22 protein-coding genes are annotated in these 23,172 nt (G+C 73.0%); 4 read left to right on the top strand and 18 right to left on the bottom strand.

Translation table 11 applies throughout. The annotated features are described in order from the left end of the window. Positions 1–552 (bottom strand): MFS transporter (locus ADY59_RS33225; RefSeq protein ID WP_049570695.1); only part of this gene is annotated, 552 nt, incomplete at its 3' end. A gap of 105 nt (positions 553–657) precedes the next feature. Continuing rightward, entirely contained in the window at positions 658–1,257 is a 600-nt protein-coding gene (locus tag ADY59_RS33230) for a TetR/AcrR family transcriptional regulator (RefSeq protein WP_049570698.1), read from the bottom strand. A gap of 98 nt (positions 1,258–1,355) precedes the next feature. Between ADY59_RS33230 and ADY59_RS33235 the strand changes: the two genes are divergently transcribed. After that, entirely contained in the window at positions 1,356–1,637 is a 282-nt protein-coding gene (locus tag ADY59_RS33235) for a metal-sensitive transcriptional regulator (RefSeq protein ID WP_049570701.1), read from the top strand. Between the two features lie 20 nt (positions 1,638–1,657). On the opposite strand, the gene ADY59_RS33240 is transcribed toward ADY59_RS33235, so the two are convergent. The 15 genes from ADY59_RS33240 to ADY59_RS33310 form a co-directional block, all read right to left on the bottom strand. Continuing rightward, positions 1,658–2,461 (bottom strand): ABC transporter ATP-binding protein, encoded by an 804-nt coding sequence (locus ADY59_RS33240; protein ID WP_049570702.1) that lies wholly within the window; start codon positions 2,459–2,461, stop codon positions 1,658–1,660. After that, positions 2,440–3,465, bottom strand: a complete 1,026-nt coding sequence (locus tag ADY59_RS33245; protein ID WP_049570705.1) for a FecCD family ABC transporter permease — start codon at positions 3,463–3,465, stop codon at positions 2,440–2,442. Before ADY59_RS33245 ends, ADY59_RS33240 begins: the two co-directional genes overlap by 22 nt. Next, a complete protein-coding gene (locus ADY59_RS33250) occupies positions 3,462–4,475 on the bottom strand; it encodes a FecCD family ABC transporter permease (protein WP_049570708.1) in 1,014 nt (337 codons plus the stop codon). The genes ADY59_RS33245 and ADY59_RS33250 overlap by 4 nt, the downstream gene beginning before the upstream one ends. A gap of 51 nt (positions 4,476–4,526) precedes the next feature. After that, positions 4,527–5,588 carry an iron-siderophore ABC transporter substrate-binding protein gene (locus ADY59_RS33255; RefSeq protein WP_049570711.1) on the bottom strand — a complete coding sequence of 354 codons (1,062 nt, stop codon included), beginning with the start codon at positions 5,586–5,588 and terminating at the stop codon, positions 4,527–4,529. A gap of 115 nt (positions 5,589–5,703) precedes the next feature. Continuing rightward, complete coding sequence (locus ADY59_RS33260) at positions 5,704–6,261, bottom strand: DUF305 domain-containing protein (RefSeq protein WP_049570712.1); 558 nt, start codon at positions 6,259–6,261, stop codon at positions 5,704–5,706. Positions 6,262–6,318: 57 nt separating this feature from the next. Next, the gene (locus ADY59_RS33265) at positions 6,319–7,710 is read right to left on the bottom strand and encodes an amino acid permease (RefSeq protein ID WP_049570715.1); all 1,392 of its coding nucleotides are present in this window, start codon (positions 7,708–7,710) and stop codon (positions 6,319–6,321) included. A gap of 68 nt (positions 7,711–7,778) precedes the next feature. Further along, positions 7,779–8,678, bottom strand: coding sequence for a dihydrodipicolinate synthase family protein (locus tag ADY59_RS33270; protein ID WP_049570718.1), 900 nt, complete (start codon positions 8,676–8,678; stop codon positions 7,779–7,781). Beyond that, positions 8,675–10,009 carry an aminopeptidase P family protein gene (locus ADY59_RS33275; protein ID WP_049570721.1) on the bottom strand — a complete coding sequence of 445 codons (1,335 nt, stop codon included), beginning with the start codon at positions 10,007–10,009 and terminating at the stop codon, positions 8,675–8,677. The genes ADY59_RS33270 and ADY59_RS33275 overlap by 4 nt, the downstream gene beginning before the upstream one ends. Continuing rightward, on the bottom strand, positions 10,002–11,279 hold the full coding sequence (locus tag ADY59_RS33280; RefSeq protein WP_049570724.1) for an alpha/beta fold hydrolase: 1,278 nt from the start codon (positions 11,277–11,279) through the stop codon (positions 10,002–10,004). Before ADY59_RS33280 ends, ADY59_RS33275 begins: the two co-directional genes overlap by 8 nt. Then, on the bottom strand, positions 11,276–12,109 hold the full coding sequence (locus ADY59_RS53765; RefSeq protein ID WP_049570725.1) for an ATP-binding cassette domain-containing protein: 834 nt from the start codon (positions 12,107–12,109) through the stop codon (positions 11,276–11,278). The genes ADY59_RS33280 and ADY59_RS53765 overlap by 4 nt, the downstream gene beginning before the upstream one ends. Beyond that, positions 12,106–12,906 (bottom strand): ABC transporter ATP-binding protein, encoded by an 801-nt coding sequence (locus ADY59_RS53770; protein WP_053175407.1) that lies wholly within the window; start codon positions 12,904–12,906, stop codon positions 12,106–12,108. The genes ADY59_RS53765 and ADY59_RS53770 overlap by 4 nt, the downstream gene beginning before the upstream one ends. After that, the gene (locus ADY59_RS33295; RefSeq protein WP_231619011.1) at positions 12,903–13,901 is read right to left on the bottom strand and encodes an ABC transporter permease; all 999 of its coding nucleotides are present in this window, start codon (positions 13,899–13,901) and stop codon (positions 12,903–12,905) included. The genes ADY59_RS53770 and ADY59_RS33295 overlap by 4 nt, the downstream gene beginning before the upstream one ends. After that, positions 13,898–14,839: an ABC transporter permease gene (locus ADY59_RS33300; protein ID WP_053175409.1), complete on the bottom strand. Its 942-nt coding sequence runs from the start codon at positions 14,837–14,839 to the stop codon at positions 13,898–13,900. Before ADY59_RS33300 ends, ADY59_RS33295 begins: the two co-directional genes overlap by 4 nt. Next, positions 14,840–16,540 carry an ABC transporter substrate-binding protein gene (locus ADY59_RS33305; RefSeq protein ID WP_049570729.1) on the bottom strand — a complete coding sequence of 567 codons (1,701 nt, stop codon included), beginning with the start codon at positions 16,538–16,540 and terminating at the stop codon, positions 14,840–14,842. It lies immediately after the preceding gene. Positions 16,541–16,568: 28 nt separating this feature from the next. Continuing rightward, a complete protein-coding gene (locus ADY59_RS33310) occupies positions 16,569–18,416 on the bottom strand; it encodes a glycoside hydrolase family 127 protein (protein ID WP_197093975.1) in 1,848 nt (615 codons plus the stop codon). A 250-nt stretch (positions 18,417–18,666) separates the two neighbouring features. Between ADY59_RS33310 and ADY59_RS33315 the strand changes: the two genes are divergently transcribed. The 3 genes from ADY59_RS33315 to ADY59_RS33325 are packed head-to-tail and all read left to right on the top strand — an operon-like array spanning position 18,667 to position 20,893. Then, positions 18,667–19,956 carry a CHAT domain-containing protein gene (locus ADY59_RS33315; protein WP_049570735.1) on the top strand — a complete coding sequence of 430 codons (1,290 nt, stop codon included), beginning with the start codon at positions 18,667–18,669 and terminating at the stop codon, positions 19,954–19,956. 17 nt (positions 19,957–19,973) lie between these two features. Beyond that, positions 19,974–20,282, top strand: a complete 309-nt coding sequence (locus tag ADY59_RS33320; protein WP_049570737.1) for a hypothetical protein — start codon at positions 19,974–19,976, stop codon at positions 20,280–20,282. Continuing rightward, positions 20,279–20,893, top strand: coding sequence for a hypothetical protein (locus ADY59_RS33325; RefSeq protein ID WP_156325884.1), 615 nt, complete (start codon positions 20,279–20,281; stop codon positions 20,891–20,893). Before ADY59_RS33320 ends, ADY59_RS33325 begins: the two co-directional genes overlap by 4 nt. A 30-nt stretch (positions 20,894–20,923) precedes the next feature. Here ADY59_RS33325 and ADY59_RS33330 read toward each other — a convergent pair whose 3' ends face one another. After that, a complete protein-coding gene (locus ADY59_RS33330; protein WP_049570740.1) occupies positions 20,924–23,050 on the bottom strand; it encodes a tetratricopeptide repeat protein in 2,127 nt (708 codons plus the stop codon). Positions 23,051–23,172 lie beyond the last annotated feature (122 nt).

Below are 23,172 nucleotides of genomic sequence, written 5' to 3' on the forward strand. Positions count from 1 at the left end.
GGTCCGGGGGAGGGTGGCCAGGACGATCAGGCCGATGGGGACGTTCACGTAGAAGGCCCAGGTCCAGCCAGGGCCGCTGGTGAGGAGGCCGCCCAGCAGGACGCCGGCGGCGGCGCCGGAGCCGCCGATGGCGGCCCAGACGGCGAGGGCGCGGTTGCGGCGGTCACCGTGGAACGCCGTGGTGATGATCGACAGGGCGGCGGGGGACAGCAGGGCGGCGCCCATGCCCTGCAGGGCGCGGCCGGCGATCAGGGCGGTGCCGTTCGGCGCCAGGCCCGCCACCAGGGAGGCGGCGGTGAAGAGCGCCAGCCCCGCCACGAGCACGCGGCGGGCGCCGAAGGCGTCGGCGAGGCGGCCGCCGAGCACCATGAGGCCGCCGAAGCAGAGCGTGTACGTGGTGACCACCCAGGTCAGCGCCTCCCGCCCGAGCGCCAGGTCGGCCCCGATGCTCGGCAGCGCGACCTGCACCACGGTGATGTCGACGATCAGCATGAACTGCGCCAGGCAGAGCAGCGTCAGCGCGCTCCACCTGACAGGGCCTTGGACATTCATCGGCCGAACTCCTAACCTGAACACGTGTGTACGAGTTGCAGGACACCATACCCCCGTACCCCTTGTCCAGCGGACAAGGGCGGCGGGGAGGGCGGAGGGCGGCGGTCAGGGCTTGCGGAAGGCCGCCAGGAGGGTCGCCGTCAGCACGCCGGCCGCGTCCTGACGGCCGAGGCGTCCGGCCTCGATCTCCTGCCCGGCCGTGTGCAGCAGGCTGAAGAACGTGCTCACCAGCCACGACACCGGCAGATCGGCACGGAAGGCGCCTTCGTCGCGCCCCCGGGCGATGAGCCGCTCCACGCGAGCGAGCGGCTGGTCGTGCCACTGGCGGATGCGCTCGGTCGACAGGGTGCGGTCGGCCGCGACGAGCAGCCGCCGGTGCCGGTCGAGCACCTCCCACGAGGACCCGATGAGCCGCGTGAGAGCCTCGCCTGCCGGGAGGTCGTCGAGCGGCTCGGCGGCCAGCGTCGCCTCGGCCAGGCTCATGGCGTGCGCGAACACCGCGTCGACGAGCGACTCGCGGGAGGGGAAGTGCCCGTAGAGCGTCACCCGGCCCACGCCCGCCGCCTTGGCGATGTCGGCCACGCTGGCCGCCGGGTCGGCGCTCAGCGCGTGGAGTGCGGCCCGCAGGATGGCCGCGATGTTGCGCTCGGCGTCGGCGCGCCGCTGGGGAGGCGCGGTGGTGGGTCGCTGCGGGATTCTGGCCATGACGTCGAGCTTAGGAGCCCCGGGCCCTCGGCCGGTCGGAGGGAATACGGGCAGGGGGTATCTTGTCCTCTAGGGGGACGACAGAAAGGAACGGGGCGATGGCCGGATACACGGGCAACAAGCAGGACCACCTACGGCGGTTGCGCCGCGCCGAGGGGCAGGTGCGCGGGCTGCAGCGGATGGTCGAGGACGACAAATACTGCATCGACATCCTGACCCAGGTGTCGGCGGCCACCAGCGCGCTGCAGTCCTTCGCGCTCTCCCTGCTGGAGGAGCACCTGGCCCACTGTGTGGCGGAGGCGACGGTCAAGGGCGGCCCGGAGGCCGAGGCCAAGATTAAGGAAGCCTCCGACGCGATCGCCCGCCTCGTCAGGTCCTGACGAGGCGGCCGCGAAGGGGCTCAGCGGCGGTCGTGCGGCACCACCATCGGGCTTGCCGTCCGGGGGTCGGGCACGATGTCGCACGCCAGCCCGAACACGTCCCCGACCAGCTCGGCCGTCAGCACCTCCGCGGGCGGCCCCTGCGTGACCAGCCGCCCCTCGCGCATCACCACCAGGTGGGAGGCGAACCGGGCGGCCTGGTTGAGGTCGTGCAGCACGGCCACGATCGTCCTGCCCTCGCCGTGCAGCTCCCGGCACAGCTCCAGCAGCTCGTACTGATGGGCGATGTCGAGGAACGTGGTCGGCTCGTCGAGCAGCAGCAGGTCCGTCTGCTGGGCGAGCACCATGGCCACCCAGGCACGCTGCCGCTGGCCGCCCGACAGCTCGGCGGCCCGCACGTGCGCGAGCTCGCGCAGGTCGGTGCGCTCCAGCGCGAAGTCGATCGCGGCGTCGTCGCCGGGCGACCACTGGCGCAGCAGCGTGTGGTGCGGGTAGCGGCCGCGCCGGACCAGGTCGCGCACGGTGATGCCGTCGGGGGCGCTCGGGTTCTGCGGCAGCAGCGCGACGTGCCGGGCGGCCTGCCTGCCCCGGTACGACCACAGGTCCCTGCCGTTGAGCAGCACCTGCCCCCGGTCCGGCTTGCGCACCCGGGCCAGCGACTTGAGCAGCGTCGACTTGCCGCACCCGTTCGGCCCGATGATCACGCTGAGCTCGCCGTCCGGGATGTCGAGGCTGACGTCGCGCACGACCGGGTCGCCGCCGTAGGAGATCGTGACGTCCCGGACGCCCAGCCCCGTGGTGCTCACAGTGTTCCCTTCCGCCATTCGCGGGTCAGCAGGTAGCCGAGGTAGAGGCCGCCGACGGCCATCGTGTGGATGCCGACCGGCAGGTTGCCGGGGATGGGCAGTTGCTGCGCGGCCAGGTCGGCGAGCACCAGCAGCAGCGCGCCGACGAGCGCCGACAGCGTCAGGTGCGGGCCGGGCCCGCCGGTGAGGCGGCGGGCGATCTGCGGCGCGGTCAGCGCGATGAACGCGATCGGCCCGGCGACGGAGACGGCGGCCGCGGACAGCACGACCGACAGCGACACGGCGGCGGTCCTGGTGGCGCCGGGTTCCGCGCCCAGCCCGGCGGCCAGCTCGTCGCCCAGCTCCGTCATGTCCAGGCGGCGGGCCAGCAACGCGACGAGCGGCGCGGTCAGCAGCACCACCAGCCAGATCGTGACCGCGTGGTCCCAGGCCCGGGCCGACAGGCTGCCGTTGAGGTAGGCCATGAGCACGGTAGCCCTGTCACGCTCGACGGCGTAGACGACGTACTGGGTGAAGGCCACGGAGATCGCCGAGACGCCGATGCCGGCCACGATGAGGCGGCCCGGGTTACGGAATCCGGCCCCGGTCGACACGTACACCAGAGCCATCGCGAGGACGGCGCCGGCCAGCGCGCCGAGCGGCACCGGCAGCAGGCCCGGCAGGAAGAGCGCGGCGGTCGCGGCGCCCGCCCCCGCCCCGGCGGAGACGCCGATGACGTCCGGGCTGCCGAGCGGGTTGCGGGTGACGGTCTGGAACAGCGCGCCCGACAGGCCCAGCGCCGCCCCGGTGCCGATGCCCACGACCAGGCGCGGCCCGCGCAGCCGGCCCAGCACGAACGCCTCCTTGCCCTCGGCCCCGCCGAACAGGGCCTGCGGCAGGTCGGCCACCGGGATGCCGAGCCGCCCGAGCGACAGGGTGGCGACGGCGGCCACCACGACGAGCGCCGCGGTGACTGCGGCGGCGACGGCGCCGTTCCGTCCGACGGGGACGGCGATCACCCGCCCGATCTTGACGACGGTCATGCGCTCCCCTTCATCCTGCGGACGGCCAGCAGGAGCGCGGGGGCGCCGAGGAACGCGGTGACGACGCCGACCATCAGCTCCTGCGGGCGCAGCACCAGGCGGCCCGCGACGTCGGCGAGCAGCAGCAGGGCCGGGCCGACGACCGCGGAGAACACGATCTGGGCGCGGAACCCCACGCCCGCCAGCGCCCGCACGATGTGCGGGACGGCCAGGCCGACGAAGCCGATCGGGCCGACGGCCGCGGTCGCCGCCGCGCTCAGCAGCGTCGCCGCCAGCAGCCCGCCGGCGCGCATCGCGGCGGGGCTGGTGCCGAGCGCGGCCGCGCTCTCGTCGCCGAGCGCGAGCGCGTTGAGCCCCGGCGCGATCAGCACGGCGACGAGCAGGCCGAGCCCCGCCGGCGGCAGCACCGACAGCAGGACGTCGAAGTCCCGGCCGCCGAGCGCGCCCACCACCCAGTAGCGGTAGCTGTCGAAGACGCGCGGCAGCCCGAGCGTCACGGCCTGCACGTACGCGGTGAGGACGGCGGTGACGACCGCGCCCGCCAGGACCAGCCGCACCAGCCCGGTGCCCGACCCGGCCGACCCGATGACGTGCACGAGCAGCCCGGCGAGCAGCGCTCCCGGCAGCGCCCACCACACCGCGCCCCACTGCCCCGACACGCCGAGGAACGCGGTGGCGGACACGATGCCGGCCGACGCGCCCGCGGTGATGCCGAGCAGGCCGGGGTCGGCCAGCGGGTTGCGGGTGACGCCCTGCATGAGCGTGCCGGCGACGGCCAGGCAGAGCCCGGCGAGCAGGCCGAGCGCGGTGCGCGGGTAACGGCTCTCGATCACCGTCGTCGTGTTGGCGTCGGCGGTGCCGTTGAGCACCCGCAGCACGTCGCCGATCGAGGTGGGGTGGCTGCCGAACGCGACGCTCGCCAGCACGGCGAACGCCAGCACGGCCAGCGCGGCGAGCAGGAAGACCAGCGGCCGGGCGGCGCCCGGCGCGCTGCGTGCGGTCGTCGTCATGAGGCGGTCGTCGTCATGAGGCGGTGGTCGTCATGAGGCGGGTGCGCGGACTCAGCCGTCGAGCTTGGCGACGGCCTCGTCGATCAGCGGCAGGTAGCGGCCGATCACCCACGGCACCGTCAGCGGGTTGATGATCGACGACGCGGTGACGAACGACGTGTCGTCGCCGGCCACCACGGCGCCGCGCTTGACCGCCGGGATCGCCGCGTACAGCTTCTGCGCCTCGATCTCCTCGCGGGTCTTGGCGTCGGTGTAGAAGGTGAAGATCAGATCGCTCCCGGCGAGCTTCTGGGCGTTCTCCAGGCCGATGATCGCCGAGTCGGTCCCCTCGGTCTCCTTGAAGGAGCCGACCACCGGGTCCACGGTGAGGCCGAGCGAGGAGACCATCTCCACCCGCTGCTCCTCCGGCTTGAACACGCCGAGCGTGCCGGGCCCGGTGGTGTAGATGTAGGAGAAGGTGACGTCCTTGTACTGCGGGCGGGTCGCGGCGGCGTCGGCGAGCCGCTTCTTGACCGACGCGATCAGCTTGGGCGCCTCGGCCGGCTTGCCCAGCGCCTTGGCGATGATCTCGATCTGCTGGTCCCAGTTGGTGCTCCACGCCAGGTCCGGGTAGGCCACGGTCGGCGCGATGTCCTTGAGGATGTCGTACTGCTCCTGCGTGATGCCCGACCACGGCGCCAGGATGACGTCGGGCTCCAGCTCGACGATGGTGTCGAAGTCGATGTTCTCGCCGCCGGCGAACTGCTTGGGCAGCGTGCCCCCGGCCTTGGTCACCGCCTCGTGGATCCACGGCAGGTAGCCGGTCTTGTCGCTGCCCCAGGCGTAGCTCTCGATGCCGACCGGGGTGTGGCCGAGCGCGATCGCGGTCTCGGCCGAGCCCTGTCCGAGGGTGACGACCCGCTCGGGCTGCTCGGTGATCGTCGCCTGGCCGAGCGCGCTGTCGATGGTCACGGGGAAGGCGCCGGCGCTCGCGGTGTTCGCGGCGCTCCCGGTGTTCCCTGACGGGGCGGGCGCGGCGGTCCGCGGCGGGGTGGAGCCGCAGCCGGTGGCGACCAGCAGGGCCGCGGAGAACAGGAGCGCGGACACGCGCACCCGGGGGAGCCTGAACTGCATGAATGTTTCCTTGTTCCATGGACGCGCGCGGGCATGCGACGTCCATGCGGGCCAGCGCGGGTCACCAACTGACCTTCAACACTTAGGCAAGCCTAACCTACTATTCGCGTCGCCATCAAACAGGGGCCGTCCGGCCGACGATCTCCTCGATCCGCGCCCGCTGCGTCGCGGCGATCTCCTCGGCGAGCTCGGCGGTCTCCGCGTGCGACCCCTCGGCCTGCACGGTCTCGGCCATCTGGACGCCGGCTTCGAGATGGTCCACGATCACCGACAGCCACTTGCGGTCGAACCCCTGCCCGGAGCTGCGCTCCAGCTCGGCGACCTGCTCGGGCGCCAGCATGCCGGGCATGGCGTGCGCGGAGCCGTGGTCCTCCGGCACGGCGCGTCCCCAGGCGCGCAGCCAGGAGGCCATCACGTCGATGTCCGCCTGCTCGCCCTCGGCCAGCGACTCGCCGAGCTCGCGCACGTAGGTGTTGCGGGTGCGGTCGGCGGCCAGCTTCGCCAGCGCGATCGTCTGCCGGTGGTGCGGGATCATCTCCTGGGAGAAGCGCACGTCGGCTTCCCCGTAGCCCGCCTGCGGGGCGGGCTCGCCGACGGCCGGCGAGCAGCCGGACGCGAGCGCCACGACCACCGCGGCCCGGACGAGTACGGCTCTCAGCGTGCTGACGGGCATGTGACCTCCTGGGGGCTTTCATGGAGGTACGCGCACCGGCGCCGGACGGTTCGGCGCTCAGCGGTTGAGCATGGAGTGGCGGCGGCTGTAGGCGAAGTAGATGACCAGCCCGATCGCGAACCAGACGGCGAACCGCAGCCAGGTCAGCGGGTCCAGGAAGGTGATCAGCCACACGGAGAAGACCACCCCGATGGCCGGCACCACGGGCATCCCCGGCGTGCGGAACTGGCGGGGCAGGCCGGGCTGCCGGTAGCGCAGCACGATCACCGCCACGCACACCACCACGAAGGCCAGCAGGATGCCGATGTTGGTCAGCTCGGCCGCCTCCTGGATCGGCAGGAACCCGGCGATGAGCGCCGAGGCGACGCCCACGATCCAGGTGACCCGCGACGGCACCCGCCGCACCGGGTGCAGCTTGGCGAACCACAGCGGCAGCAGCCCGTCGCGGCTCATCGAGAACCAGACCCGCGTCACCCCCAGCATGAAGGTGAACATGACGGTCAGGATGCCGATGATCGCCCCGACGGCGATCACCGTCGCCAGCCCCGACAACCCGACGGACGCGAACGCCGAGGAGAAGCCGCTCTCGGGGTCGATGTCGCGGTAGTTCTGCATGCCGGTGAGCACCAGGGTCGCCAGCACGTACAGGATCATCGAGATGACGAGCGAGTAGATGATCGCCCTGGGCATGTGCCGCTGGGCGTCGCGCGACTCCTCGGCGGCGGTGCTCATCGCGTCGTAGCCGAACACGGCGAAGAACACGGTGGCCGCGCCGGTGATCGCGCCGCCGACGCCGAACGGGAAGAACGGCGTGTAGTTGGCCGTGTTGACGTGGAAGAACCCCACCACGATCACCAGCAGCACCACGGCGACCTTGATGACGACCACGATCGTCTCGAACCGGGCGGCGGCGCGGATGCCGAGGTTCAGCAGGAAGGCGATGAGCAGGCACAGCACCACCGCGAAGAGGTCGACCACGTGCCCGGCGCCGGTGCCCGGCGCCCCCAGCATCCAGGCGGGCAGCCCGAACCCGAGCTGCTGCACCAGAAACCCGAAATATCCGGATATGCCGATGCCGACGACCGCCACGATCGCCGTGTACTCCAGCAGCAGGTCCCACCCGATCAGCCAGCCCACCAGCTCGCCCAGCACGGCGTAGCCGTAGGTGTAGGCGGACCCGGCCTTCGGGATCATGCCCGCGAACTCCGCGTAGGAGAAGGCCGCGGCCGCGCTGGCCACCCCCGCGATGAGGAATGACACCAGCACGGCCGGCCCCGCCGTCTGGTTGGCGACCGCGCCGGCCAGCGCGAAGATGCCCGCCCCGATGATGCCGCCGATGCCGATCGCGGTGAGCTGCCACAGCCCGAGCGAGCGCGACTGCTCGCCCTCGTGCTCCTCCGCGATCTGCTCCACCGGCTTGCGGCGGAAGACGCCGCGAGAAGAAGCCATGCCAGCCCCCCGACCAGCCCAGATATGTCCTGGATCACTCCATTCCCAGGTAGGGGGGCGCTATGCGGCTACACGTACCCCTTGTCGAGCACCGCCTGCGTGTCGCGGGTGATGCGGGCGGCGAGCTCGGCGGAGAGCGGCGCGCGCGGCGGCCGGCACGGCCCGCCCTTGCGCCCGGCCAGGTCCATCGACAGCTTGATGGACTGGACGAACTCGGTCTTGGAGTCCCAGCGCAGCAGCGGGTGCAGGTCGCGGTAGATCGGCAGCGCCTTGGCCAGGTCCGCCGGGTCGCCGGAGGTGGCCAGCCGGTAGAGCTCGACCGTGGCCTTGGGGATCATGTTCGGGTAGCCGGCGATCCAGCCGACCGCGCCGGCGATGCCCACCTCCAGCAGCACGTCGTCGGAGCCGATGAGCACGTCCAGGCCCGGGGCCAGCTCGGCGATCTCGTAGGCGCGGCGCACGTCGCCGGTGAACTCCTTGACGCCGACGATCAGGCCCTCCCGGTGCAGCTCGGCCAGCAGGTCCGGGGTCAGGTCGACCTTGGTGTCGATCGGGTTGTTGTAGGCCACGACGGGCAGGCCCGCCTTGGCGACCTCCCGGTAGTGGCCGACGACGGCGGCGCGGTCGGCGCGGTAGGCGTTCGGCGGCAGCAGCAGCACCGACGAGGCGCCCGCCTCGGCGGCCTGCTCGGCCCAGCGCCTGGCCTCGGCCGCGCCGTACGCCGCCACGCCGGGCATGACGTGGAAGCCCTCGGGGGCGGCCTCGACGGCGGTGCGCACCACGCGGGCGCGCTCCTCGGCCGTCAGCGTCTGGTACTCGCCCAGCGAGCCGTTCGGGCAGACGCCGTCGCAGCCGCCCTCGGCCAGGAAACGCACGTGCTCGGCGTATCCGTCGTAGTCGACCGACAGGTCGTCGTCGAAGGGCAGCGCGGTCGCGACGTGCACGCCGTGCCAGACGGGGGTGGTCATGCGTTCTCCTTGTTGTTCTTCATCCAGATCTCCAGGCCGCTCGCGTCGAGGGGCAGCGAGGCGGAGAGGTTCTCCGCGCCGTCCGCGGTGACCAGCAGGTCGTCCTCGATGCGCACGCCGATCCCGCGCAGCTCGGGCGGGAGGGTCGTGTCGTGGGCGTGGAAGTACAGTCCGGGCTCGACGGTGAGCACCATGCCGGGCGCCATCGCCGCGCCCTGGTAGGCCTCGGGCCTGGACTTGGCGCAGTCGTGCACGTCCAGCCCGAGGTGGTGGCCGATGCCGCAGACGAGCCACCGGCGGTGGTGCTGGCCACGCTCCGACAGGGCCTCGTCGACCGACACCGGCAGCAGCCCCCAGTCGTCCAGCCCGCGGGCGATGACCTCCATGGCGGCGTGGTGGAAGTCGGTGAACCGGCGGCCGGGCGCCACGGCCGCGAGGCCGGCCCGGTGCGCCTTCTCCACCAGGTCGTGCACCCGCCGCTGGGCTTCGGAGAAGCGGCCGGAGGCGGGGAAGGTGCGGGTGACGTCCGCGGTGTAGTGGCCGCGCGTCTCCACGCCCATGTCGAGCAGCAGCATCTCGTCCGGCAGCACGGGGCCGTCGCAGCGCACCCAGTGCAGGGTGGGCGCGTGCGCGCCGCTGCCGACGATGGTGGCGTAGCCGGGGCCGTTGCCGTGCGTGCGGGCGTAGCGGTCGAAGGTGCCCTGCAGCCACCGCTCGCCGCCGCCCGCGACCGCCGCCGGGATCTCGCCGACGACGGCGGCGAAGCCCTCGACGGTACGGTCCACCGCCTCGCGCAACTGGGCGACCTCCCATTCGTCCTTGATCATGCGGAGCTCCGCGAGCACCCGCCTGACCTCGTCCGACGGGGGCTGCGGCTCGCCGTCGAGGTCGGCCAGGGGCCGCACCTCGCAGCCCAGGGCCGCCGCCCACTCCGCCAGGGACGGCGACGGGCCCACCCACAGCTCGCCGTAGGTCGCGTCGGTGAAGAACTCCGGCTCACCCGGGCCCGCCGGCGGTGGCAGGTAGAGCGTGCAGCCGCCGTCGCGCACCACGGCCACGGCGTTCTCCACCGCGCACCCGGTCAGCCAGTAGAAGTCGCTGTCCACCCGGAAGTCGTAGTGCGTGTCGTTGGCGCGCACCGGCGCCCGCCCGGCGGACACCAACACGCTCTGCCCGGGCAGCGCGGCGGCCAGCCGGGCCCGGTGCGCGGCGGCGGCCCCGGCGGCGCCCGCGACCAGCGGCGCGGTGCGCCGGGGCGAGTCCCAGCCCGTCGCCATGTACTCGGTGAACGCCGCGATCTCGGACAGTTTCGGCAGCTTGCCGTCACTCACCGGTGATTCCTCCTCCGTAGTCGTCGACGAGCTCCGTCAGCCTGGCGAAGACCCGCTCGTCGCCGATGCCGTCGTGCTCGTACTCGTTGGTGACCCAGGCCCGCGCGTTGCCGACGCGGGAGGCGGTGTCCAGTTGCAGGCCGGAGTCCACGTACATGTCGTCGAAGTAGACGGCGGCGGCCAGCGGCACCTCGTTGGCGGCCAGCCGGTCCCGGTCGTACAGCGGCGGCCAGTCGTCGCGCCCGGCGAGCAGCTCGACGGCGGCGCGGAACGGGCGCAGCGCGCGGATCTCCTCGAACATCCAGGGATAGATCATCTCCCCGGTGAACAGCAGCGGCCTGGCCGTCTCCGCGAACTCCGGGTGCCGGGCGCGCTCCCGCTCGGCGGCCCACGCGGTCGCGCCGGGCCCGTGCCCGTAGATGCTCTCCTGGAGCGCGGCGAACAGCGGGTTGTCGGCGTACGACGAGCGGGCCAGCACCTGGTGCAGGAACGTCTCCGGCAGGCCGGCCGACTCGTCGAGCAGCCAGTGCATGCGCTCGAAGCCCGGCTTCATGCCGAAGTCGATGCCGAGCGACTGCAGCCGCCGCACGGTGAGCGTGTCGCCGTCGGGCAGCAGCACGTCGCCCCCGGCCAGCCGGTCGGCGAGCCGGGCGGTGGTCTCGGCGTGGTGCGGGTAGCGGCGGTAGAACTCGGCGTTCTTGGCCGCGACCCGCGGATAGGTGCGCCGGTAGACCTCGGCCGCGTCCGGCTCCAGCGCGGGCAGCCCGCCCGCCACGTAGCAGGCGCTCAGCCCCTCCGGGGCCCGCGACAGGTACGTGAGCGTCAGGAACCCGCCGTAGCTCTGGCCCAGCGTCGACCAGCGCCGGCCGCCGAAGACGGTCTTGCGCAGGTGCTCGGCGTCGGCCACGATCGAGTCCGCCCGGAACAGCGCCAGATACGCGGCGCCCTCCCCGGCGGTGAGCCCGTCCATGACCCGTCCGTCGATCCGCGAGCTGCGGCCGGTGCCGCGCTGGTCCAGCAGGATCACCCGGTGCGTTCTCAGCGCGCGGCCGAGCCAGCCGTCCCTGCCGGTCGGCCGCGGGCCCTTGCCGCCCGGCCCGCCCTGCAGGTAGACCAGGCACGGCAGGTCCTCGCGGTCGCGCACCGGGTCGGCCAGCTCGCGGGCGAACACCGTGATCGTGCCCCGGCCCGGCGCCGACCAGTCGAGCGGCACCTGCACCGCGTGGTCGCGCACCCGCATCCCGGGGATGGGGTAACTGGCGGTGATCAACCCTTCTCCTTCGTGACGTGCTCGCGCCGGCGGCGGTCCCACTCCGGGTCGATCCGGGGGATGGCCGCCAGCAGCGTCTGTGTGTACGGGTCCCGCGGCGCGGTGAAGACCTGCTCGCACGGGCCCTGCTCGACGATCCGGCCCTTGCTCATCACCGCGACCCGCTGCGCGATCTGCCGCACCACGGCCAGGTCGTGGGCGATGAAGATGTAACTGAACCCGCTCTCCCGCTGCAGCCGGCGCAGCAGCTCGATCACCTGCGCCTGCACCGACACGTCCAGCGCCGACACGGCCTCGTCGCAGATCACCAGCTTCGGGCCGACGGCCAGCGCGCGGGCGATGCCGATGCGCTGCGCCTGCCCGCCGGAGAACTGCGCCGGGTAGCGCAGCGAGTGGTCCGGGTTCAGCCCGACCCGCTCCATCAGCTCCTTGGCGTGCTCCCGCCTGCTGCCCCTGGGCGCGATGCCCTGGTAGACCAGCGGCGCCGTCAGGATGCGCTCGACCGTGTGGCGCGGGTTGAGCGAGGAGAACGGGTCCTGGAAGACGACCTGCACCTTGCCCCGGTAGCGGGCCAGCGCCGGCCCCTTGGCGTGCGTGATGTCCTCGCCCTCGAACTCCAGCGTGCCGCCGCTCGGCTCCATCAGCTTGGCCACCAGCCGCGCGGTCGTCGACTTGCCGCTGCCCGACTCGCCCACCACGGCCAGCGTCTCGCCCAGCTCCACGTCGAAGCCGACCTGGTCCACGGCGGTGAACTCGGCCTTGCTGCCCAGCGGCCCGCGCGCGGTGAACCGCTTGGTCAGGTCCCGGGCGCGCAGCAGCGGATCACTCATGTGGTCACCTCGTCGTCGATCCGGGGGATGCTCTCCAGCAGCATCCGCGTGTAGTCGTGGCCCGGCTCGGCGAACACCTGCTCGGCCGTGCCGTACTCGACCTGCTCGCCCCGGCGCATCACCAGCACGCGGGTGGCGATCGAGCTGATCACCGCCAGGTCGTGGGTGATGAACACCATCCCGGTGCCGCTCTCGCGCCGCAGGTCGGCCAGCAGCCGCAGGATCTGCGCCTGCACGGTCACGTCCAGCGCGGTGGTCGGCTCGTCGGCGATGAGCAGCGCGGGCGAGCACACCAGCGCCATCGCGATCATGACGCGCTGCCGCTGCCCGCCGGAGAACTGGTGGGGGTAGTAGTCCACCCGCCGCTCCGGGTCGGGCAGCCCGACCTGCTCCAGCGCCTCGATCGCGACCCTGCGCGCCGCCTTGCGGGAGCGGTCGCGGTGCGCCCGGTAGACCTCCTCGATCTGCAGGCCCACGGTGTAGTACGGGTTCAGCGACGACAGCGGGTCCTGGAACACCATCGACACCCGGTCGCCGCGGATCTTCCGCATCTCCCGGTCCGAGCGGCCCAGCAGCTCGGTGCCGTCGAGCCGGATGCTCCCGCTGGCCCGCGCGCCCTTGGGCAGCAAGCCCATGATCGCCAGGCTGGTCATCGACTTGCCGGAACCGGACTCGCCGACGATGCCGACCGTCTCGTCCCCGGCCACGGTGAAGGACACGTCCTTGACCACGTCCACCGGCCCGCGCGTGGTCGGGAAGGTGACCGTGAGATCCTCCACGACAAGCAGCTCGCTCATTTCGCCGTGATCCTCACTCTCGGGTCCAGCGTCGTGTAGACGAGGTCCACCACCACGTTGCCGACGACCACGAAGAACGCCGCGAGCAGCGTCACCGCCATGATCACCGGCTGGTCGTTCTTCGCGATGGAGTCGGCGGCCATCTTGCCGACGCCGTTCAGCCCGAACACCGTCTCGGTGATCAGCGCGCCGCCGAGCAGCGCCGCGAAGTCCATGCCGAAGATCGTGGCGATCGGGGTGAGCGCGGGCCGCAGTGCGTGCCTGCGCATGGTCAGCGCCGGGCTCAGGCCCTTGGCGCGGGCCGTGCGCATGAAGTTCTCGGCGAGCGTGTCGATCACGTTGGCCCGGGTCAGCCGCGCGTACAGGCAGGCGTAGCCGGTGGCCAGCACCAGCCACGGCATCAGGTACGACTGGAACCACAGCACCGGGTCCTCGCCGAACGGCACCGCCGACGGGAACGGCAGGATCTGCAGCTGCACCACCAGCACGTACTGCAGCGCGAGCGCGAGCACGTAGTTGGGGACGCTGGAGCCGCCCAGGGCCAGCCCCATGGCGGTGCGGTCCCACCAGGTGCCCTCCTTGACCGCGCTGAGCAGCCCGGCCAGGATGCCGAACAGCAGCCAGAGCACCGCCGCGCCGACGGCCACGGTGGCGCTGATCGGCAGCCGCTCCACGATCATGTCCCACACGGACTGGTTGGTCTGGAAGCTGTAGCCGAGGCACGGCGCGGCGCACTCGACCAGGTTGGCGCCCTGGCCGTAGGTCCGCCCGGCGAAGATGCCCACGAGGAACGTGCCGAACTGCGTCAGGAACGGCTGGTCCAGCCCGAGCACGCCGCGGATCTGGTCGATGCGCTCAGGCGTGCACGTCTTCCCGCAGATCATCACCGCCGGGTCGGGCGACAGGGTGAAGAAGATGATGAAGGTGAACAGGCAGACCAGGAACAGGATCACGACGACCCCGGCGGCCCGGCCCGCGACGTAGCGCGCCATCATGAGGCATCTCCCGCGTCGAAGGCGGCACGCAGCCGGTCGCCGAGCACGGTCAGCGACAGCACCGTGAGGAACAGGAACAGGCCCGGGATGGCGAAGTACATCGGGTCGACCGCGTACCAGCCGACCGAGCTGGAGATCATCTGGCCCCACGACGGCGTGGGCGGTGCCACGCCGACGCCCAGGAACGACAGCCCGGCCTCGGTGCCGATGTAGCCGGGCACGGCCAGCGTGGTCATCACGATGAGGGAGCTGCGCAGGTTCGGCAGGATCTCCTTGAACACCAGCGCCGAGGTGGAGGCGCCGGACGCCCGGGCCGCCTCGACGAACTCCCGGTTGACCAGCGTCATCGTCTGCCCGCGCACCACCCGGGCCAGGTACGGCCAGCCGAACACGCTGATCACCACGACCAGCAGCACCGACCGGTTGCCCGCGGGCAGCGACGACAGGATCGCGATCATGAAGATGAGCGCCGGGAACGCCATCAGGAAGTCCATCACCCGGCAGATCACCTGGTCGACCCAGCCCTGGTAGAACCCGGCCAGCATGCCGAGCACCACCCCCAGCAGCGTCGTGAGCACCGTGGCGGCGGCGGCGATCAGCAGCGACACGCGGGCGCCGTAGGCGATGCGCGCGAGGATGTCACGGCCGTTCTGCGGCTCGACGCCGAACGGGTGCTCGGCGCTGATCCCGCCGAACGCGCCGTGCGGGATGCCGCCGAGATCGGTGTTGATCGCCGCGGTGTCGAACTCGTTGGGGCCGTGACCGGTGATGAGGCTGATCAGCGGCGCGAGCACCGCCATCAGCAGGATCAGCGCGAGGAAGCCGGCACTGGCCATGGCGGCCCAGTCGTGCGTCAGCGCGCGGACGACGCGCCGGCCCGAGCTGGCGGGCCCCGCGACGGGACCTGCCAGCTCGTGTGGAGGGGCGGCGGTGCTCATCTACTCGGTCGGCTTCGCCAGGCCGACGGAGACCAGGTCGATGCCGCCGGAGTAGGCGTTCGACAGGTAGGCGCCCGCGATGTTGGCGCCGGTGATCGTGACGACCTTCTCGTAGGCCAGCGGCACCATCGGGGCCAGCTTCATGATCTCCTTGTCCAGCTCGCCGTAGGCGGCGTCGGCGGCCGCGACGTCCGGCATCGCGGCGATCTCGTCGATGCGCGCGTTGATGCCCTTGTCGTCGAGCTGGGCCAGGTTCTGGTTGCCCTTGGCGACGATGTTGCGGCCGTCGAACAGCGGCGGCAGGAACGTCGCGCCGGACGCCCAGTCCGGGCACCAGCCGGTGATGGCGGCGTCGTGCTGCTGCGCCGGCGTGCCGATCACCTCGTAGAAGGTCGACGTGTCGATGTTGTTGATCTTGACATCGATGTTCACCTGCTTGAGCGCCTCCTGGATCGCCACCGCGACCGCCTGCATCTTGGGCACCGGCCGGGTGTCGAGCGTCAGCGAGAACCCGCCGGCCAGCCCCGCCTCGGCCAGCAGCTTCCTGGCCGTCTCGACGTTGTACGGGTAGGGGTCGTAGTCGGCCCGGCCCTTGATCGTGGGCGGCTGGATCGCGGTGCCCTTGACCGCCAGCGTCGAGCCGCCGAGCGCGGCCACCACGGTGTCCTTGTTGACCGCGTGGTTGATCGCCTGGCGCACCTTGAGGTCGTCCAGGTTCTCCTTGGTGGTGTTCAGGCTCATGTACGTGGTGCAGCCGCCCAGGCCGGACAGCGTGCGCGACTTGATCTGCGGCGCCTGCACGCGCGCCACGGTCGCCGCCTGGATGCTGGGGGTCCCCGCGATGGCGTCGGCGTCGGCGCCCTGACCGGCCAGCATGCGCTCGTCGATGGTGGCCGCGTCCAGGCCGAAGGTCCACTGGTAGGCGTCCGGCCTGGCCGCGCGGACCGTGTCGGTCTCGGGCTTCCAGTGCGGGTTGCGCACCAGCTTGAGCGAGGCGCCGCGCTGGTAGCTCTCCACCTTGTACGGGCCGCTGGCGATCGGCTTGCTGTCGAAGGCCCCGGCCGCGCCGGTGCCCTTGGGGAACGGGACGAAGTTCGGCTGGGTCAGCGCGCTGGGGAAGTCGGGGAAGGACTTCTTCAGGTGGATGACGACCGTCTTGGCGTCGGGGGTCTCGATCGTGTCGAGGTCGCCCGTCAGGTAGGGGCCCTCGTAGTCCTTCGGGGCGTCGAGCAGCAGCTTGCCGTAGGGCGAGCCGATCCCGGCCTCGGGGTCGAAGGCCCGCGAGAAGCCGAACTTGACCGCCTCGCTGGTGATCGGTGTGCCGTCCTCGAAGAAGATGTTGTCCTTGAGGGTGAACGTCCAGGTCTTGTGGTCCTCCGACGGCGTGCCCAGGTCGGTGGCCAGGTCAGGCATGATCTTCGTGCCCTCGGCCCCCGGTCCGGCGCCGAACGTGACCAGGCCCCGGTAGATGAGCCGGTAGAAGTTGTTCACGCCGCCGTCCCAGCCGCGCGCCGGGTCCAGGTGGGAGTAGTCCGCGTTGCCCAGGATGTGCACCGTGCCGCCCGTCGCGGCGGTCCCGGTCGAGGTCGCGCCGGTGCCGCCGCCGGTGGAGGGGGCGGCCGTGCCGCCGCCACCACCGCACGCGGTGAGAGCCAGCACGGCGGTCATGGTGACGCTCGCGAGCGCCGCCGTTCTCCTCATGTCGCCTTCTTTCCGTAGGTTCGGGTGCTCACGGGGTCCTGACCCACACCCGCATGGGCTCGGGGCTGCGGTTGCCCCACAGGAAGTAGGGGACGAAGGTCGCGGTGACCGTCGCCTCCGGGAGCCGCGGCTCCAGCGGCAGCTCGGGGTAGAGCTCGCCGGAACGCGGGGGAGCGGCCGACGCCGCGACGCGCAGGACGACCGCGCCGGGCAGCTCGTGCTCGGCCGTATCGGTGTTCGCGCTAACAATCTCCGGCACGCCGACGACCAGGTCGTCGACGGGCACCGGGCTGTCCTGCTGCTCGACGCAGTAGACGAGCGGTCCGCGCGCCAGGCTGACCGCGCCCCGGGTGGCGTCCAGGTACGGGTGCGAGCCGTGCGCGCGCACCGGCATCGGCAGGCCGAGCCGCACCTCGTCGCCGGCCGTCCAGGCGCGCTCGACGGACAGCCAGCCGTCGCGCGCACCGGCCTCCACCGGCTCGCCGTTGACGGTGAGCGTCACGTCCCGCGCCCATGCCGGCACCCGCAGGACCAGCGCGTACGGGCCCGCCTCGGCCCGCTCGACGGTGACGCGCACGTCGCCGTCCCACGGGTAGCCGGTCTCCATGACCAGGTCCAGGTGGCCGGTCTCGATCCGGGCGCCCGTGTAGGCGGTGAGGAGCACCGCGCCGTCGCGCTCCGCCGCCACGTAGTCGCCGAGCTGCGCCATCCAGCGCACGATGTTCGGCGGGCAGCACGGGCAGCCGAACCAGGCCCGGCGCAGCGGGTCGCCGCCGTCCTCCGCGCCGCTGCGCTGCTCGTGGTCGGGGCGGCGCTGCAGCGGGTTGTCGTAGAAGAACGCCTTGCCGTCCGCCGACAGCCCGACCGCGTACGCGTTGTAGAGCACCCGCTCGAACACGTCCAGGTACGGCGCGCGGCCCGTGGTCAGGAACATCCGCCAGGCCCACTGCATGGTCGCGATGGCGGCGCACGTCTCGCTGTAGGCCCGCTCGGACGGCAGCTCGTAGCGGTCGCCGATGGCCTCGTCGGAGTGCCGGCTGCCCAGCCCGCCGGTGATGTAGAGCTTGCCGGAGACCATGTCGTCCCACAGCCGCTCCAGCGCCTCCAGCAGCGTGCGGTCGCCGGTCTCCAGGTGCAGGTCGGCCGCGCCGGACGCCAGGTAGGCCATCCGCACCGCGTGCCCGGTCACCGCCGGCAGCTCGCGGAAGGGCAGGTGGTCCTGGAAGTAGTCGCCCGGGAAGATGCTGTGCTTGAGCTTCCCGGCGCCCCGCCGCTCGACGAACAGCCGGGCCTGCGTCAGGTAGTCCCGCTCGCCGGTCTCCCGGTAGAGCTCGACCAGCGCCATCTCGACCTCGGGGTGGCCACAGGTGACCTCCTCGCCGCCTTCGCCGAACCGCGACACGACCAGGTCGGCGAAGCGGGTGGCGATCCGCAGCAGCCGGTCGTCGCCCATGCGCCGGTTGGCCGCCACCGCGGCCTGGATCAGATGGCCCAGGTTGTACAGCTCGTGCCCCCAGGCCAGGTCCTCCCACGGCTTCTTCGTGGCGGCCGGGTCCTGGAAGAAGGAGTTGAGGTAGCCGTCCGGCGCCTGCGCCCGCTCCAGCAGGCCGACGACCTCCTCGTAGAACTCCCGTACCTCGGCGTTCCCGGTGTCGCCGCCGAGCTCGTACGCCAGCCCTTCGAGGGTCTTGTACAGGTCGGTGTCCAGGAACGGGTAGCGGCCTCGGTAGGGGGCTGGGTCCTTCTCCAGCAGGCGGCTCAGGTTGCTCAGGTTGCCCGCCTCGCGGAGCTGCTCGATCGTGTGCGGGATCGTGGCGGCGGCGTTCCGGCGCTGCCAGTCGTGCAGCAGACCGCCGGTGATGCGGACCCCGGCCAACGGCCGAACGGCGCCGGCGGACGTCCGGACGGCCCCCGCCTGTGCTCGGTGATATGGCTTGACCTGCTTAGACATCCTCGATCTTTCCAGTAATGTGTGGCATTGCACTGCACCCTAAGTGTCCGGAAGCTTGTTGCCAAGAGTTGGGGACGTACTTAAACGGAACGTGATACTGCCGAAACACGTCCCGCGGGACTCCTTCCTCACGCGGGGAGTGACCGGGCGGGCGGCGGTTTGGCATGATGCCCGCATGGACGACCTGGCCGGCTCGGCCGACCGGCGCATGGCGCTGGCGCGCGAGTGGGACGGCCTCGTCAGGCGGGTCCGCCGCCTCGACGGGTTCACGGACTTCCTCCGGCCGCCCGCCCTGGAGCGCCTCCTCCCGGCTGCGGCCGGTGGGCCCGTCGTGACCGTGAACGTCAGCCAGTGGCGCTGCGACGCGCTGATCGTCAGGCCAGGCGGCGTCACGGTCAGGGCGCTGCCCGGCCTCACCGCCCAGGACGCGGCCGACCACGCCAACCACTACCTCGGCACCCTGCACGAGGCCGAGCGGGCCGCCGACGAGCACGAGGCCGCCCGCCGCCGCGTCCGGGCGAGCGGGTCGATGGCCGATCGGCAGGCCGCACACCGGGCCGCCCTCGCCCTGCGCGACGCCCGGACGGCGACCGAGGAGATGCTGGCCGGGCTGCTCGGCTGGCTCTGGGACGTGGTAGCCCGGCCGGTGCTCGACGAACTCGGCCACCACGCCGCACCCGGCCCCGGCGAGCCGTGGCCCCGGCTGTGGTGGTGCCCCACCGGGCCGCTGACGCTCCTGCCGCTGCACGCGGCCGGGCACCACGAGATCCCCGGCGAGGCGGTGCTCGACCGGGTCGTCTCCTCCTACACCCCGGCCCTGCGCGCCCTGCTGGAGGCCCGCAAGCCGCTCGACCCCGCCACGGCCGGGGCCGAACGGCTGCTCGTGGTCGCGCTGGCCGACGCTCCCGGGCAGCGCTTCCTGCCCGGCGTGGCCGGCGAGAGCGGCCTGCTGGCCGAGCTGTTCCCGGACGGGCGGCGTACCGTGCTGGAAGGCGGCGGGGCGACGCGCGAGGCGGTGCGGCGCGAGCTGTCCGCGCACCGGTGGGCGCACTTCAGCTGTCACGGCGACCAGAACCTCACCGACCCCTCCCGGGGCGGCCTGGTGCTGCACGACGAGATGCTCACGATCGCCGACATCGGCGCCGGGCACCACCACGCCGAGTTCGCCGGGCTGTCGGCCTGCAAGACGGCCACGGGCGGCGTCGATCTCCTCGACGAGGCCGTCACGCTGGCGGCGGCGCTGCACTACACCGGATACCGCCACGTCATCGGGACCCTGTGGTCCGTCCACGACACCGCCGGGACCGGCGAGGTGTTCGGGGCGGTCTACCGCGACCTGGCGAGCGGCGGGCGGCTCCGCGCCGACGGCAGCGCGCTCGCCCTCCACCGCGCCACCCGCGCGCTGCGCGAGCGCCACCCCGCCCTGCCCAGCCTGTGGACGCCCTTCACCCACACGGGGCCGTAGCCCGGAGAGGAGACGCGATGCCCCCCGCCGCCGAGGACACCCCGTACGAGGAGGTCACCGACCTCGCCTACGGGGCGCACGCCGCCACCTTCGAGGTGGAACAGCCCGACCCGCACACGATCGTGCTCCGCGGCACCTGCCCCCGCTGCGGCCACGCCATGGCCTACCGGATCATCGACCAGGTCGTCAGGCGGCCCGCCGCGACCGGGGGCGAGGAACCGCCCGGCACCGAGGAGACCATGATGTGCACCTGCGGCGCCGAGCACGCCGACCGGCCGCAGGACTACGTCGGCTGCGGCGCGTTCTGGAACCTCACGATCTCGTGATCAAGCTGTCGCCCGGCGGGACCCCCACCCGCGCCGCCCACCAGCGCGCCCAGGCCCTCCAGCGGGCGCTCCGCGACGAACTGCCCCGCGTCCGCGAGGCCGCACTCGCCTGGCGCAACGGCCTGGCCGGGCTGCTCGCCGGCCTGCTCGGCTTCGGCCTGATCAGGGGCCGTTCCGACGTGAGCCAGCTCGCCGCCCCCTATGACGCCGTCGTCGGCCTGCTCCTGCTCGCCGCCCTCCTGGCCGGCTCGTGGGGCGCGTTCCGCCTCCTGTGGGCCGCCCACGGCCGGCCGTCCGTCACGGCCCGCGCCGCGCTCGGCGCGACCGCCGACCACCACGAGGCCGTACGCGCCGCCCGCGCGCTGCGTCACGGCATCGCGCTCGCCGTGCTGAGCGCCGCCCTCCTCGTCACCGCCGTCGCCTTCACCTGGTACGGGCCCGCCAAGGCCAAGCCGTCGCTCCAGCTGACCACACCCGCCGGCACCGTCTGCGGCACGATCGTCCGGGTCGCGGACGGCGCCCTCACCCTGCGCACCGACAGCGGCGAAACCCGCGTGGACCTCCGCACCGCGACCGGCATCCGGCCCGCCGACACCTGCCCCACCTCCTGACGGCGGTGGACCCGGCCGTCCGGCGGGGTTTCACATCCTCTGGGCGTCGAGCTCGGCCCGGACGGCGGACAGCCGGTCCGCCAGCTCCGGCGCGGCGACCCGCAGGTCACCGAGGTCGGTGCGGGTGTCGAGCAGCTGCGACCACAGCACCGCCCGGGCCTGCTCCAGCAGCTCGACCGCGCGCTCACCCCGCCCGGCGGCGACCGCGCAGGCCGCCGCGTCGTTGCCCAGCCCCGCGTAGCGGGCCAGATGGTGCTCGCTGTCGGCCCGCTCCTGGCCCCGCCACACGGCCACCGGCAACAGCCGCACCGCCAGCTCGAACCCGTCGGCCGCCCGCGCGACATCACCCCCGGCGCCGGCCGCTGTCCCGGCTCCCGTCGCGGCCGGGAAGCCGGCCACCGCCGTGCCCCACCAGCGGGCCGACAGCAGCCGCGTGGCCGCCGCCGCCGTCTCCATCGTCGCCGCCCGCCGCCACACCCCGGCGGCCGCCTCCGCGTCTTCAGGGGCGCCCGACCGCTGGTGCCGATCCAGCAGCGCCGCCCCGGTCAGGTACAGGTACTCGGCCAGGTCCGGGTGGTCGGCCGGCGTCACGGCCACGGCCCGCCGCGCCGCCTCCACCGCCTCGTCCAGCTCCCCTGGCCCGCCCCCCAGCAGGTAACGCTGCCGCAGCGCCTGGCTGAGCAGGCTCAGGTACGCCCCCAGATACGGGGAGCCACCGGCCGCCGCCACCGCCTCCCGGGCCAGCTTCAGCGCCTCGTCCAGGTCGTTCGTCGTCCCGGTGCCCTCCGACCGGCTGCGCAGCGCGTTCGACAGGTTGGACAGGTACCAGGCGCGGTCGGGGTGGCCGGGCGGCAGCGCGACGAGCGCCCGGCGGCCCGCGTCCACCGCCTCGTCCAGGTCGGCCACCCGCCCTAGCTCGTGGAAGCGCAGGTACAGGGCCTGGGCCAGCGTCGACAGGTAGCCGGCCTGCTCCTCGCCGCCGGACAGCCCGGCCGCCTGACGGCCCGACGTCACCGCCCCGTCGAGGTCGCCGAGCGCCCCGGCCCGCCTGAACCGTTCCAGCAGCACACTGCCGAGCAGGTTGAGCCGCCGTGGCCGGTCGGGATGGCCGGCGGAGGTGACAGCCACCGCCTCCCGGACGGTGCGCAACGCCCGCTCCAGATCGTCCGGCGCACCGGTCCGCCGGAACCGGTAGTGCAGCGCGCCCGCCAGGTTGGACAGCCGCATCCCCCGGTCCACTTCCTCGCCGGCGGCCGCGACCGCCCTGGTGCCCGTCTCCACCGCCTCGTCCAGGTCTTCGAGCGCGCCGCTCTGCCCCGCCCGGAACTGCAGGAGCCCGCAGAGCTCGGCCAGATGCGCGCCCAGCGCGGGGTCGTCCGGCGGCGTCGCGGCGACCGCCTCCCTGCCCAGCGCCACGGCCTCGTCCAGGTCGGCGCCGTCACCCAGCCGCGCGAACCGCAGGCGCAGCGCGCCGCTCAGGTTCAGCAGCAGGTAGGCCGGCACCGGCTGCTCCGCCACCGCCTGCCGGCCCGTCTCGACGGCCTCGTCCAGGTGGGACAGCGCGCCCGACCGGCCGTAGAGCATCCGCAGGGCGCTGCTCAGGTTGGACAGGTTGACGGCCCGGCCCGGGTCGTCGGGGGCGGTCGCCGCCAGCGCCTGCCGGGCCAGTTCCACGGCCTCGTGCGCGTCGGCCGCCGACCCGGTGCGGGCATGCCGGTACTGCAACGCGCCGCCCAGGTTGGACAGGGCGCCGGCCCGGCCGGGGGCGTCCGGCGCGCTCTCGGCCAGCGCCTGACGGCCCACCGCGATCGCCTCGTCCAGATCGTCCGGCGCGCCGGAGCGCTCGTACCGCATCCGCAGCACGTTGCCCAGGTTGGACACGTACAGGGGACGCCCCTCGTCGCCCGGGGCGGTGACGGCCACGGCCCGGCGTCCCACCTCGACCGCCTCGTCCAGGTCGCGCGGCGCCCCCGAGCGGAGGTAACGCAGTTGCAGGGCGGCGCCGAGGTTGGACAGGCACCGGCCCAGCTCCGGATGGCCGGGCCCGAGCGTCTCGTGTGCCTCGCGCAGCAGTTCCACGGCGCGATCGAGCGTGGCGGGGTCGTGCCCGGCCTGCACCCGCAGCAGGATCGACGCCGCCCGATCGATCCGCCGCACGCCGTCGTCGCTGATGGCACGCCCTCCGTCAGTACGGGACCCGGCCTCAGGGTGCCACGCCGCACCGGCCAGGGGAAGGCGTGTCCCGCGCGAGGGCCGCCCGGCCCGGCGGGAAACCAGGT

Origin of the sequence: Nonomuraea sp. SBT364 (genome assembly GCF_001083785.1) — a bacterium.
GTDB lineage: Bacteria > Actinomycetota > Actinomycetes > Streptosporangiales > Streptosporangiaceae > Nonomuraea.